Source organism: Pseudomonas sp. LBUM1674 (assembly GCF_059695635.1).
In genome coordinates this window covers 4,104,014-4,117,232 of record NZ_CP166779.1, presented here as the reverse complement: position 1 = coordinate 4,117,232, position 13,219 = coordinate 4,104,014, and the positions used below count along the sequence as shown (strand labels likewise).

Here is a 13,219-nt window from a genome sequence, read left to right as displayed (position 1 = left end):
GCTCGATCAGCTCAGGCGACAGGCGAAATCGCCGTCGCTGTCCATCTCGATGTTCAAACTCTGGATCGGTTTGTCCTGCGCCATTCGCTCCAGGACCTGCTGGGCAAGTTCCGGCATCAGGGTCTTGGACAAAATGTTGTCGATGTTGCGCGCGCCGCTGTCGACTTCGGTGCAGCGCGCGGCAATGGCCTTGACCAGCGCGTCGTCGTAGCTGAGAACGGCTTGATGGTTGCGCTCGAAGCGCTGGCGGATGCGTTCGAGTTTGAGCGCGACGATGCGCTCCAGAATGGCGTCCTTGACCGGGTAGTAGGGGACGACGGTCAGGCGGCCGAGGAAGGCCGGCTTGAACACCTGGTTCAACTCATCGCGCAAGCCTTCGACGATCTCATCGGGCGTTGGCTGCTGCCCGGCATTCAGGCACGCCTGCATGATGTGCTCGGTACCGGTGTTGGACGTGAGGATGATCACGGTATTGCGGAAGTTGATCTCCCGGCCTTCACCGTCATCCAGCACGCCTTTGTCAAAGACCTGGAAGAACAGTTCGAGCACGTCCGGGTGGGCTTTTTCCACTTCATCCAGCAGCACCACGCTGTAGGGTTTGCGCCGCACGGCTTCGGTCAGCACACCGCCTTCGCCGTAGCCGACGTAGCCCGGTGGCGAACCCTTGAGGCTCGATACCGTGTGGGCTTCCTGGTACTCGGACATATTGATGGTGATCAGGTTACGCTCGCCGCCATACAGGGTGTCGGCCAGGGCCAGGGCAGTTTCGGTCTTGCCGACGCCGCTGGGGCCGAGCAACAGGAACACCCCGATCGGTTTGTTCGGGTCTTCCATGCGCGCGCGGGACACCTTGATGCGCTTGCCGATTTCCTGCAGTGCGTGGTCCTGTCCCAGCACCCGTTCGCCCAGCAGCGCGGGCAGGCGCTGGACGGTGTCGATCTCGTCGCGCAGCATCTTGCCCAGCGGGATGCCAGTCCAGCCGGAGATCACTTCGCCGATGGTGCCGCCATCCACCAGGGCGTGCACCAGCGGTTGTTCGCCCTGGACGCTGGCCAGTTCGGCGCGTACGGCGGCGATCTCGCGAACATCGGGCGCCTGGTTGTCCGGGTGGCTGAGCGCGCCGAGTTTTGCCACCAGTTCCAGCTCACGCTGCCACTGCTGCTGCAGGGTGTCGCGGGTTTGCTGCCCGGCCTGCAGTTCGGTGTCGAGGGTCGCCAGGCGACGGCTATGGTCGCTGCCTTTAGCGGCTTCCTGCTGGAGTACCGCGATTTCGGCCTGAAGGTTGTCGATCTGCCGCTTGCAGTCTTCCAACGGCCCCGGCTGCGCCGATTGACCCAGGGCGACCCGCGCGCAGGCGGTGTCCAGCACGCTGACGGCCTTGTCCGGCAGCTGGCGCCCGGTGATGTAGCGACTGGACAGACGCACGGCCTGCACCAGCGCTTCGTCCATCACCGTGACTTTGTGGTGATCCTGCATTTTGCCCAGCAGGCCGCGCAGCATGTGGATCGCCTTGTCTTCGTCCGGCTCCTCGACCTTCACCACCTGGAAGCGCCGCGCCAGTGCGGCGTCTTTCTCGAAGTACTTCTTGTACTCGGCCCAGGTGGTCGCGGCGATGGTGCGCAGTTCACCCCGGGCCAGGGCCGGTTTGAGCAGGTTGGCGGCATCGTTCTGCCCGGCCTGGCCACCCGAACCGATCAAAGTGTGCGCTTCGTCGATGAACAGAATGATCGGATGCAGGCTGCGTTTGGTTTCCTCGATGACCGACTTGAGGCGGTTTTCGAACTCGCCCTTGACCCCTGCACCGGCCTGGAGCAAGCCCAGGTCCAGGGTGTGGATGGCCACGTCTTTAAGCACCGACGGCACGTCACCTTGAATGATGCGCAGGGCCAGGCCTTCGACCACGGCGGTTTTACCCACGCCGGCTTCACCGGTCAGGATCGGGTTGTTCTGGCGGCGGCGGGTCAGGATGTCGACCATCTGCCGTACCTCGAACTCTCGGCCGAGCACTGGATCGATCCGGCCTTCGCGAGCGCTTTGCGTCAGGTTGATGGTGTATTGATCCAGGGCCGGGGTCTTGCCGTTGCCTTTTACCGTGCCGCGGGGGGTAACGTCCGCACCGGCCAGGGGTTTGACCTGTTGCGACTCAGCGCTGCCTTCGACCAGCGCGCCGAGGTTGACCCGCAGGTCATCGGCGTTGATTTTTTCCAGCTCGGGGGCGCAGGCGATCACCACCCGGCGCAGCTCGTTGTCATCCAGCAACGCCTGCAACAGATAACCCGTGCGAATCTGCCCTTGACCGAACTCAATGGAGGCCAGCACCCAAGCCTGCTCGATCATGCGCGTGATGTGCGGCGACAGCGCCGGGGTTCGGGTATTGCCTTTCTTGAACGTGCCCAGCGCCGTCAGCAACTGCGCCTGCAGGCGCTCGGGCACTACGTCGTAGTGACGCAGGATGGCCGGCAGGTCGTTGTCGTGGCTGTCCAGCAATTGCAGCAGCAGGTGTTCGATCTCGACATCGTAGTGCTGCTCCGACAGGCACAGCGCCGCGGCACTTTCGGTGGCGCTGCGGCTGGTGTCGTTCAACTTGGCAAACAGGGACTTCAGGTTCACAGGGAGACCCCATCGAATGGAATGTGGAAGAGGGCGCAACGGGACGGTTCCACGTCGACGCCAGGGCGTTTGAGCCAACCGAGCCAGCCCAGTGACACGTTGCCCTGGCGCCCGAGACGGGCCACGGGTACGGCTTCGGGTTTGAGCCTGGGCGCCAACTGGAAGTCGAGTTCGGCGCCGACGTAGAAGCGCACCAGTTCCACCAGTTTCTGGTAGTCCGCGGTGCCGGGCTGGAAGCGTTGATAGTCGACCAGGTCCAGCGGGCCCATCTCGATACGCACGCAGGATTGATAGTCCCAGACCCGGTTGCCGGCCACGGCGCTTTGCCCGAGTACGGCGTTCTTGCGGCCCAATTGCGTGCATTGGCCGGCATCGAGTTTCAGCCAGCGGCCGGCAAACGGCTTGACCTTGAACGGCAGCGAAAAATAGAAACTCAGCATCGCTTCGAGGTTCATCGCGTTGCGTGGCTTCTGGGCGAACAGGCCGGAAAAATAGCTGAACAATTCGCGCCGCAGCGGTGAGCCTTGTCTGTCGAACTTCTGCTTCTGCGCCTCGGGCCCGAAGCCCACCAGGTTGAGCAGGTAGCGGTCGAAATCCGAGGTGCCGTTGCGTTCGTACTCGATGTAGAACTTGTATTTCTGCCAGGCCTCGTAAAACAGCGTGGTCATGCGGTGCGAGAAAATATCGAGGAACGCATGGGCCGCGTCATCCCGGTACTGGATGTGCCGCTCGATCAACAACTCGGTGTACGGGCGCGGCAACACACCCGAGGGTCCGACCAGGCCCATGAACGTGACCTGCACTTCGGACAGCGGCCGGCCGGCCGCGGACACCTTGCCCTCACGCTCGAACTGCAGATCGCTGACTTCACTGGCAGGGAAGTTGAGCGACAGCTGCGAACGAAAACGCAAAGGGTCTTCGTGCGGTCGAGTGTCCAGGTCCATGCGCCCGGTTCTGCTGTAATGCAGGCGGAGCAAGCGTACCAATTGGAAAAACTCGAATCGGTGCGGCTCAGCCCGTGCCTGGTCGATCAGACCAGGGGTTGATCGCCGGTTCGTGGTGGCCATTGGACGACTCTCTTTTCGCGCTGCAAGGTGCGAAGGGTTAATTGGGTAAAACTGTTCATGCTGCAGTACTGGCCAAAGAAGTGGTCCAGCACCATGCCGAACAAAAACACACCGCTGCCGGTGTACTGGCTTTCATCGAAATTCAGGGTGATGCCGACCCCGCGCACAAAGTTCGGACGCGGGTGACCGATACGCGCCACCACCGGTTCGCTGCTCACCGAAACGATGCCGTTGATCTGCTTGCGGATCGCCGACACATTGCGGTAGTTGTAGAGCGACAGCAGCTCCAGCAGCACTTCTCGCCCCTGGGACACCAGCGACATATGGTTGAGCGAGAGGTGCGAGATCAGGCGCCAGATCACCCCGTTGCCCAAGGGCACGCGGGCCGTTGCGGTGGGTTTGCGCAAGCAGCGGATGTCGTTGATCACCGAGTTGCCGGGAATATTGAAATCGCCGCGCTCGCCACCAAACGGCAGCATCAACGGCAGGTCGCGGTTGCTGCAGGTCAGGCGGATGCTCAACGTATCGTTGCTGGAATCGAGCAGCTCCAGCTCGCGATCCACGACCCGGATGAACATGTTCGAGCCATCGCGTTGTTGGGTCTGCACGGGGCGACGCCGGGCAAGCCAGAAGCTTTGGCCGGGGCCTTGATCGCCGCGTGGTTCGAAAAACGGGTGGCAAGTGCCGACCTGGTCGATGCCACCGACCTTGCGCACACGACGTACGCGATCGATCGACACCACTTCGGCCGAGCTTTGCAGGCGCACATCCGGCGTCACCGCGTACTCATGCTGGGCATGGGTCAACTTGATCGGTTCGGCCTGCTGGCGGAACAGGTTGATGATCGGCGTACAGTTGAGCTTGAAGTTATTGCGCCCGATGTTCTGCGTCAGGCGTGCCAGGCGATCACTCAGGTCGTAATCCGAAAAGTAGAAGTTGATCTCGATGTTCTCGAGGTTCTGGCCCGCCAACAGCCGCGCAAACCCCGACAGGTCGAAGAACATGAACTTGTCCGGAAAGGTGAAGTATTCGTGGAGCAGGCGATAACCCAGGAACGAGCGCTCCGAGTAATCCACCAGGCCTTCGTCCAGGCCATAACCGACGGCTTTCAGCGCGTTCGCCGGCAATGCGACCTCGCGAGTGCGGCCCTGATCGTCGAAGCTCACCGTCGCCTTGGCCAGGTTGTTGAACAGCAACTCGTAGAGCTGCAGCATCAGGGTGCTTTCGCCGTCGAGGAAAAAGCGCAGGCGGTCCAGTTCCATCTTGCCGAACAGCGTATCGGACGTTGCCCTCAGGCCGATGCGCAGCCGCGCGACCAGGTCGGCGCTATGACCGTTGAACGCCGAACGCTCCATTTCGATGAACGACGCTTGATGCACCGCCACCGGCCAGAGCTCAACCGGGTAGCAGGTGCGGAATTTGCACACCACGCCATCGATCGGGTTGGCACTGAGTTCGGTGTGTCGGGCGACACGGAAGGCTTCGGTGACTTTTTCCTGCTTGCCCAGGTTGAACTCGACAATCGACATCGACGGGGTAGGGCGCAGGTAATGCGGGTACAGCACTTCGAGAAACGACTCAACGATTTCCGGCAATTCATCGTCGAGTTTTTTGTGCACGCGGGCCGACAGGAACGAGAAGGCTTCGATCAAGCGCTCGGTATGCGGGTCTTCGCAGTTATCGCCCTCGATGAGCAACCGCGAAGCGATCTTCGGGTACTGGCTGGCGAACTCCTGGCCTAAAAAGCGCAGGTGCGACAGTTCCTTTTCGTAATAGGGCAGCAGATCGTCGAGCATCAGTTGAGGTTCTGCACTTTATATTCCTGGGTATTGACCTGCAGCACCGCGTCGAAGGACACCTGACGGGTGATGTCCTGCAGGCGCAGTACGGCGTCCACGCGGAAGGTCAGCATGCGTTGGCCGGTCTGTTGGGCGAGCAGTTGGACTTTGACGCTGCGAAACCGCCGGTCGCCGACGGTGATCGCCTTTTCCAGTTGGCGTTGAATCAACAGGCGGTCCTGGGGATCCAGCACGCTGCGGCTGGTGAAGTCCGGCATGCCGTAGTCGAGGATGGTTCCGCCCAGATTGACGAAACCCTCCAGTTCGTTGGCGACCAGCGACTGGCGCGTGTTGACCAGTACCTCGAGGTCGCGAACGATGCTGGCCTTGTAATCGGCCAGCGAACATAAGCGCTGCGATGACGCTTCCATGGATTGATGGGGAAGATCGTCCAGCAATCGATCCAGCAGTGATGGCAACAGCCTGTGTTGACTACTCATGTTGCCTCCCTGGCAGTGGTGTTGATCAGCCGCGAGTCGATTGCGGCAATTCGGCGACCAGGCGCAACGAAGCGGTCAGTTCGTCCAGTTGATAGTGCGGACGCAGATAGGTCACGGCCTTGTACACCCCTGGCTTGCCCGGGACTTCGAACACTTCGGCCCGCGCCTCACGCAACGGGAACTTGGCCTTGGCTTCCTGGCTGGCGGTGTCGTCCAGCAGCACATAGCTCGACAACCACTTGTTGAGGAACAGTTCGACATCCTTGCGCGAGGCAAAGCTGCCGATCTTGTCGCGCATGATCGCTTTCATGTAGTGCGCGATGCGCGAGGTGGCGAAGATGTATTGCAGCTGCGCGGACAACCGGGCGTTGGCATTGGCGATGTCGGTGTTGTAGTGCTTCTGCTTCTGCGTCGACTGGGTGCCGAAGAAGGCGGCGTAGTCGGTGCCCTTGCAGTGCACCAGCGGAATGAAGCCCAGGTCCGACAGCTCTTTTTCACGGCGGTCGGTGATGGCGATCTCGGTCGGGCACTTGAGGGCAATTTCGCCGTCATCGGTCTTGAAGGTATGGGTCGGCAGGCCTTCGACCAGACCGCCACCTTCGACTCCGCGAATCGCCACGCACCAGCCGTAACGGGAAAACGCGTCGGTGACCCGGGTGCCCAAGGCGTAGGCGGCGTTCATCCACAGGTATTTGTTGTGATCGCGGCCATCGACGCTTTCAACGAAGTTGAATTCCTCGACCGGCGTGGTATCCGGGCCGTAAGGCAGGCGACCCAGCACGTGGGGCAGCGTCAGGCCGACATAACGCGAGTCTTCAGAGGCACGGAACGACTTCCACTTGGCGTATTCGACGGTGTCGAAAATCTTTGCCAGGTCTCGCGGGCCGGACATGTCGGTAAACGAATCCCAGCCGAACAGCTCAGGCGAGGCCGCCGAGATGAACGGCGCGTGGGCCGCGGCAGCGACATGGGAGATTTCTTCAAGCAGGTACATGTCTTCCGGGCTGCGGTTGAACTCGTAGTCACCCAGCAACATGCCGAACGGTGCACCACCGAAGGTGCCGTATTCTTCTTCGTAGATCTTCTTGAACAGTGCGCTCTGATCGAATTCGGAGGCCGACTTGAGGTCGCGCACCAGGTCTTTCTTCGACGCATTGAGCAGCTGAATCTTCAGTGTGGTGCTGGTCTCGGTCTGGTCGACCTGATACTTCAGGCCACGCCAGGACGCTTCGAGCTGCTGGAACTCCCGGGCGTGCATGATTTCGTTCATCTGCTCGGAGAGCATCGCGTCGATTTCGGCGATGCGCGCATCGAGCACGGCAATCAGGTCCTTGCTCGGCGTCATCTCGCCTTCCAGCACCTGGCTGACCAGCTCGCCGATCAGGTCGCGGGTGCGGGTGCGCTCGGTCTCGGAGCGGGCCACGCGGCTTTGGGAAATGATGCTGTCGAGCAGCGAGGAGGGCGGGGCGAAGTTTTCCACTTCAACCAGATCGCTGTCCTGTTGAGTCACGGTTTGCTTGTCGTTCATCTTCAGGCTCCTACTCTTTGCCATCGGTGGCAGGAACGGCGGCTTCACGGCCGAATTCCCTGCCCAGCGTTTTCAACTTTTCAGTGTTCTGCAACACATCCATGAGCAGCTCTTCGAGCTTGTCGTTGCCGCCCATCTTGTTGCGCAGGTCCGCCAGCTTGTTGCGCACTTCCAGCAGCTTGCGCAGCGGCTCGACCTGCTTCACCACGTTCTGCGGTTCGAAGTCTTCGAGGGCGTTGAAGTTGAGCTCCACACCCAGCTGCGTGCCGTTCCTGGCCAGCGTGTTGTCGACGCGATAAGCCAGGCGCGGCCTGATGCCCTTGAGCACGCCGTTGAAGTTGTCGCGGTCGATGAAGATGAACTTGCGGTCCTTGAGCTTCGGCAGCGGCTCCAGCGGGTTGCCGGAGAAATCGCCCAGCACACCGACGACAAAGGGCAGCTCTTTCTTTTCCTGAGCGTCACCGATATCCACGTCATAGGTGATATGGACCCGAGGCGCGCGAACGCGGTCGAGTTTGTGCTGGGTACTTTCCTTCTTCGCCATCGTGATCTCCTGGTGCGAACACATTCGCTGCAAGTCGTTTGCGTGTCGGCTCAACTGGTGGCCTGGCGCGTTACATTCCTTCGATCGTCAGCAGAAGGCGCTGACGGATCTCATCGTTCATTTCCAAAATATTCTCGTGGCCTACCAGCTCTTCGAAGCTGGTGTTGCCGGCGATCTGGGTGCTGCTGCGGATCACCGCCTCATCAGGCAATTGGGCGCGTACCGGGGAGCCGATGACACAAAAGGGCAGGTCGCCAAAATCCTTGAGCCGCTCGAAACTCAGGGGAAAACGCAGGCCTTCAAGCACCCGGCCCACGCCCGGCGATTGGCTCAGGCAGTAGAACAAGACCAGGTAGTGCACGACAAAGCGGTGCAGCTCGGCGCTGCTGCGATTAGGGTCCTTGATGACCGTGCGAAAGCGGGCCAGGTCGAACGAACTGAAGCCCACCACCCAGCGCACAGGGCTGGTGATGCGAATGGATTGACCGCTTTGGGACAGCACCTTGTCGTACTCCAGCGGGAACAGTTCCGGCGTCGTACCGATCAGGTTGAGGGGGACTTCAAGCTCATTGACCAGCTGGAACGGGGAGGCCGAACCGATGCGGTCGTAGAGTTCCTTGAGCTCTTTGAAATGGTGTTGGGTCTCGCGGCCGCTGCTGCGTTGCGCGCCTTGCAGGTACTCACCGAAAAACGTCTGCGGCCGAATCAGCACTGCCAGGGTCGCCAGATAGTCCGAAGCCTGCGCCTTGAGCGCATCGGAAATGGCCCGGGTCTGGCTGCGCAATCTGATCAGTGCTTCAACATCAAACGTTTGAGTCATCGGTACATCGTCCTTGAATCTTCACGCCAGCTCTCCCGAACAGATACGGGAGAACGTGAAGAACGAATTTCTCGGCATAACACCTGTATGCGCAGTGCATTTTGCCGATGTTTCTCCATCGCTAATTCGCACTGCCCAGGATTAATTGGAAGTAGTGTGATGGCATATGGGTATCGAATAGCCACCAGCGTCGTATAGGGCAACGTTTTGTATGGAAAAGTTCACACAGAAGCGGATTTTTTCTCGTTTTTGATACATGTCGCAATGATGTCTGCAGGCCACTACTTGCAGTAAATGACTGTAGGAATGGTCCGAAGCCCAGTGAATACAGTGGTTTCAAGCGGGAATGGATCCAATTGCTACTTTAAAATAAATTGAAAAAGGTGAACCGGTTCACCAAACGGGGCAACGAATGGAAAAGAAAAATAGAAAGAGCCAGGTAAGGATCGATTTGTATGTCGGGAGCAATGACAACGCAGAGGGTGCACGAAACGCTGGATGTGTTGCGGCGCTGAATAAAACTCCAGTGTCTTTTGAGGTTACATATCGTTGGCATCACGGTATAACGCGCTTTGTACAACGGCGCCCCAAGACCGTTTCAGGGTGAGTTGTACAAGTGCACAAGGGCCTTCGGGCGTTTGTTAAATGGAATTTGTGCTCGCCAGGGACAGTAAGAGCGACGCAGCTATCGAGCCCATCCGATGAAAAATATCAGACTCATTGCCGTACTCATTTTCCTGCCGCTGTGCCTTAACCTGTTTGGCGTCTGGGAGCTGCAACGCAGCACTGAGCGCCATAGCCAATTCGCCGAAGCCAGTGCTCAGCTCAGTGACATACGACCCCAGCTCGAAGCGATGACCGCCCGGCCTGGCTCGCGTTCGATCCAGGTCGATATCGATGGGCAAAGGGTGGGTGTCGAGCTGGCCCTGTCCCGCCTCACCGAAGCCGAAAAAGAGTTGCGCAGCCTGCAACCCTTGAGTGCGCTGATGACTGACCTGGCCATCGGCGTTATCGTCCTCGGCCTGCTGGCCGCGCTGGTCGGTGCGCTGGGCCTGTTCGGGCTGGGCTGGGCCGGTGTCCGTGCCAGTCGTTCCCGCGAACAGCTGTTGCGCACGTTCACCCGGGTCAGTCGGATCCTGCCTTACCTGCTGGTGGGACACATCGTGACTATGGGCGCGGCGGTCGCGGCCATCCTCGGTTTCGAAGCGCTGGGGCTGTGGCACGCGGGGAGAATGTCCTCCGGCGAATTCAAGCTGATGGGCATCGCGTTGGTGGTGATGCTGGGCTGCCTGTATTCGATCTGGCAGATGGGCAAGCAGCTGCGCGTGATGCTGCACATGTTTGAATCGACGCCAATGCCGGTTCTCGGCCAGGTCGTCACCCCCGAACAAGCGCCGGCGCTGTGGGCCTATGTCCGCGATCTGGCCGATCAACTCGGCGCCCTGGCGCCTGAACACATCGTGCTGGGCATGACCGAAGGCTTTTACGTCACCTCCAGCGACATCAACCTGCTGCCGTCGGACACCGCGCTCCAAGGTCGAACCCTGCACGTGCCGATGCTGTACCTGGGGTTGCTCGACCGTGCGGAAACCAGCGCGGTGATCGGTCACGAGCTGGCGCACTTCGCGGGCGCCGATACCGAGTACAGCCAGCGCTTCCTGCCGATCTACGATGGCATTGGCCGCAGCCTGGGGGTGATCGGCGAAACCATGCAGCAAAGCGACCTGCTGCAACGCTCGATCTTGCGCCCGGCCTTCATGCTCGGCATCTACTTCATGGAGCGTTTCGATCATGCGGTGAACCACTGGAGCCGCGTGCGGGAACTGGCCGCCGACGCCGCGGGCGCCCGGTTGGCGGGAAATATCGCCGCGGCGTCGGCCTTGCTGCGCATCTCCGCCATCGACCCGCTGCTGCAAGAGTGCGTGGGCACCCATGTCGGTCATGCGACCAACCCCACGGAACACGCGCTGACCCGCGACCTGCCGACCAGCGTGTTGCACGAGCTGGCGGCCCAGCCGCTGACCTTGCCCGAGGAAGAGCTGGCCACCCGCTTGCCGCACCCGACGGACACTCACCCGTCCAACGGTGAGCGCGTGGCCTCGTTGCAGGTATCACTCGATGAAGCCGTGAGCCGCGGCACCCGCCCCATAGTCGCAGCACAGGCCTGCGCCGCAGTGGATCAGTATTTTGCCGATCCCCAGGCCTTGCGCCGCCGCGTCACCGAGGACTTCCTCAATCACTACGTGACGCAGGATGTGGCGCTGGTCGAGGAGTTGCGCACCCATGCCAGCCAGGCCACCGAGGAGGTGCGGCTGCACGAAGGTGCGCGCGTTCGCGGCTGGATCAGCCTGGTGTTCTTCGGCACGCTGATGGTGGTGGGCCTCGGCTTGCTGGTGTGGTCGCTTCTGTTCCCCGAAGTGGCAGGCAGCAAGAAGGGCGTGTTGCTGGCAGCGGGCGGCGTGCTCACCTTCATGATGGCCTGCATGCTGCCGATGTCGTTGCGCCTGCTCATGCGGGCGGACAAGACCGCACTGCTGCTCACCCCCGAGCACTTCGTGTTCGCCAACCTCAAGGCGCCACTGCCGATTCAACACGTCGCGGATTTCGGCCTGCGAGTGGGGCAGGGCGTGCATTTGAATCTGCTGCTCGAAGACGACGCACCCATGCCTGAGTTGAGCTCGCGCTCGTTCTTTGCCCCTGATGCGAGGCTCAACACGAAAAATCGCTGGGTGCAGTTGCAGTTGATGCAGTTCTGTCGCGACGACAGGAAACTCAAGGAGAAGGAGCTGGCGCAGCTGATTGGTACGTACCTGAATGCAGGGACCGCGCGGCATTTGTTGCAGCAGCGGTTTGAGCAGGCGTAGGGGAGGGGATAGCGCTGGCAGTGCATTGAGCAAGTGGTGTCCTATTTCTCAACAGCAGCAACGCTGACGGCGCCACTGTGTAAATCGACCGAGTAGCTGAGGCTGCTGGCAGCACTACGGGCGAGGCAGACTCTCCGGCGGGAGCCCGTTTGGCAGCTGGATTTTCACGCTTGACATTGGCGATCCACGGGTGTCTCCTTTGCTCGGCATCGTCTGTTGGATCCAAAAAAGCGTGACGTAGTTCGAATTTTTAGAATGTGTCAGGCACTTTTCAAAAAAGCCGTGGTCGCACCTTCCGGGCGTAAGTATCGAAATTTTGTCATGACTGCGTGCTGGGGGACTAAGGCAGTTTCTGAACCCCAGATGAACAATCAAAAGCCAGCCAGCGACCCGATGTGAACGGCTCGGACGCCCTTTGTCCGTAATGTAGTTGCCGCATGTTCGATTCGAGTCGTGCGGAAAAAAGGAGAAGGATGCATGGACGAGATGTTTTTACCCTGCACCGTGGCGAATCCACGTGGCGCACGCAGGCAAGCAGGGCTGATGGGTAGCGGCAATTTGACGTTTCCCGGTGAGATCGCTTCCCGAGCCTTTCCCTCTCAGAATTTTGCCGGTTACTACGCGACCAGTGATTACAACGCTGCGATGTTTCTGGCCCATGAATTAGCTTCGCCTGACACCGACATGACATCAGGCGAAGCGCAAGAGTATGTGCAGTTGCTGCGCTCTTTGTTAAGGCGGTTGAGAACGGCTAAGGATGTTTCCGTAGAAGCGCTGAAGAACTTGCAGAAAATGGCGGAAAGCATTCCAGAAATAGGGGACCTGATGTTTTCGCCAGCCAACCTGCCTGGCACTTTGGTCAGCGCCGGTACCACCGTGGCAGCAATGTCCAAGTCCAAGTCGGTTGTCGATTTATTGGACATGACAGCTGCCGACAAGAAAAAATTGATCAAATGGGCGAATAGCCGAGGCACGTCGACATCGAGGTCGGCCAAGAAGACGTTCAAGGGTAAAATCAAGCTGATCCGTGTAGGCGGCCAGCTTCATTTCGAAGTGCCGATTACCGCCCAGGCACAAAGTTACAAAGTGCTCGGCCAGGTTGGGCGGCAGGTTGCTCATATCCCTGCTTACGGGACCCGGGCTGCACTTAACGAGCGTGCAATGCTGCATGCCGAAGGCGCGCCTCGTGGGCTCAAGATGATGACGGGTAATGTAGTGGGCGTTGCGTTGGCTATCGGGCCACAGGCTTATATTGACTACACAAGTTCAACGACGATGGACGAGTTTTATCGCAAGTCTGCATATAGTCAGCCTACTAACGTTGCGGCATTTGCCGGCGGGTTTGCCGGAAGTGTAGCTGTCGGAATCATTTCTGTTGGCGTTGGAGCCGGAGCCGCCCCTTTGGTTCTGATTGTGGCAGTCGGTTGGCTGGCAGGGTTAGGCGTACAGGCACTGATGGTCGGTACAGGCGCGGATAAGATGGTCGGGAATTACCTTACAAAGTGAAA

General features: G+C 60.0%; 9 protein-coding genes. 2 read left to right on the top strand and 7 right to left on the bottom strand.

The genetic code is table 11. The annotated features are described in order from the left end of the window. Positions 1 to 6: 6 nt before the first annotated feature. The 7 genes from tssH to ACA067_RS18805 all read right to left on the bottom strand — a co-directional run bounded on the left by tssH (position 7) and on the right by ACA067_RS18805 (position 8,847). A complete protein-coding gene (gene tssH / locus ACA067_RS18835; RefSeq protein WP_497457955.1) occupies positions 7 to 2,610 on the bottom strand; it encodes a type VI secretion system ATPase TssH in 2,604 nt (867 codons plus the stop codon). Then, positions 2,607 to 3,677 carry a type VI secretion system baseplate subunit TssG gene (gene tssG, locus ACA067_RS18830; RefSeq protein ID WP_497457954.1) on the bottom strand — a complete coding sequence of 357 codons (1,071 nt, stop codon included), beginning with the start codon at positions 3,675 to 3,677 and terminating at the stop codon, positions 2,607 to 2,609. The genes tssH and tssG overlap by 4 nt, the downstream gene beginning before the upstream one ends. Further along, positions 3,641 to 5,473, bottom strand: a complete 1,833-nt coding sequence (tssF, locus tag ACA067_RS18825; protein WP_497457953.1) for a type VI secretion system baseplate subunit TssF — start codon at positions 5,471 to 5,473, stop codon at positions 3,641 to 3,643. The genes tssG and tssF overlap by 37 nt, the downstream gene beginning before the upstream one ends. Beyond that, the gene (tssE, locus tag ACA067_RS18820; protein WP_150796305.1) at positions 5,473 to 5,955 is read right to left on the bottom strand and encodes a type VI secretion system baseplate subunit TssE; all 483 of its coding nucleotides are present in this window, start codon (positions 5,953 to 5,955) and stop codon (positions 5,473 to 5,475) included. Before tssE ends, tssF begins: the two co-directional genes overlap by 1 nt. Before the next feature lie 25 nt (positions 5,956 to 5,980). Next, complete coding sequence (gene tssC, locus ACA067_RS18815) at positions 5,981 to 7,483, bottom strand: type VI secretion system contractile sheath large subunit (protein ID WP_064677236.1); 1,503 nt, start codon at positions 7,481 to 7,483, stop codon at positions 5,981 to 5,983. A 10-nt stretch (positions 7,484 to 7,493) separates the two neighbouring features. Beyond that, positions 7,494 to 8,027 carry a type VI secretion system contractile sheath small subunit gene (gene tssB, locus ACA067_RS18810; RefSeq protein WP_497457952.1) on the bottom strand — a complete coding sequence of 178 codons (534 nt, stop codon included), beginning with the start codon at positions 8,025 to 8,027 and terminating at the stop codon, positions 7,494 to 7,496. A gap of 70 nt (positions 8,028 to 8,097) precedes the next feature. Next, positions 8,098 to 8,847 carry a hypothetical protein gene (locus ACA067_RS18805; protein WP_497457951.1) on the bottom strand — a complete coding sequence of 250 codons (750 nt, stop codon included), beginning with the start codon at positions 8,845 to 8,847 and terminating at the stop codon, positions 8,098 to 8,100. Positions 8,848 to 9,548: 701 nt separating this feature from the next. On the opposite strand from ACA067_RS18805, the gene ACA067_RS18800 reads away from it, so the two are divergent. Both ACA067_RS18800 and ACA067_RS18795 read left to right on the top strand, forming a co-directional pair. Next, the gene (locus tag ACA067_RS18800) at positions 9,549 to 11,711 is read left to right on the top strand and encodes a M48 family metallopeptidase (protein ID WP_497457950.1); all 2,163 of its coding nucleotides are present in this window, start codon (positions 9,549 to 9,551) and stop codon (positions 11,709 to 11,711) included. A 477-nt stretch (positions 11,712 to 12,188) separates the two neighbouring features. Next, positions 12,189 to 13,217 (top strand): hypothetical protein, encoded by a 1,029-nt coding sequence (locus ACA067_RS18795; RefSeq protein ID WP_497457949.1) that lies wholly within the window; start codon positions 12,189 to 12,191, stop codon positions 13,215 to 13,217. Positions 13,218 to 13,219 lie beyond the last annotated feature (2 nt).

Bases quoted from the DNA above. Each gene is read 5' to 3' on its own strand.
- ACA067_RS18800 (WP_497457950.1), top strand. From the start codon at position 9,549: ATGAAAAATATCAGACTCATTGCCGTACTCATTTTCCTGCCGCTGTGC.
- tssC (WP_064677236.1), bottom strand. From the start codon at position 7,483: ATGAACGACAAGCAAACCGTGACTCAACAGGACAGCGATCTGGTTGAA.
- tssG (WP_497457954.1), bottom strand. From the start codon at position 3,677: ATGGCCACCACGAACCGGCGATCAACCCCTGGTCTGATCGACCAGGCA.
- tssB (WP_497457952.1), bottom strand. From the start codon at position 8,027: ATGGCGAAGAAGGAAAGTACCCAGCACAAACTCGACCGCGTTCGCGCG.
- ACA067_RS18805 (WP_497457951.1), bottom strand. From the start codon at position 8,847: ATGACTCAAACGTTTGATGTTGAAGCACTGATCAGATTGCGCAGCCAG.
- ACA067_RS18795 (WP_497457949.1), top strand. From the start codon at position 12,189: ATGGACGAGATGTTTTTACCCTGCACCGTGGCGAATCCACGTGGCGCA.
- tssE (WP_150796305.1), bottom strand. From the start codon at position 5,955: ATGAGTAGTCAACACAGGCTGTTGCCATCACTGCTGGATCGATTGCTG.
- tssF (WP_497457953.1), bottom strand. From the start codon at position 5,473: ATGCTCGACGATCTGCTGCCCTATTACGAAAAGGAACTGTCGCACCTG.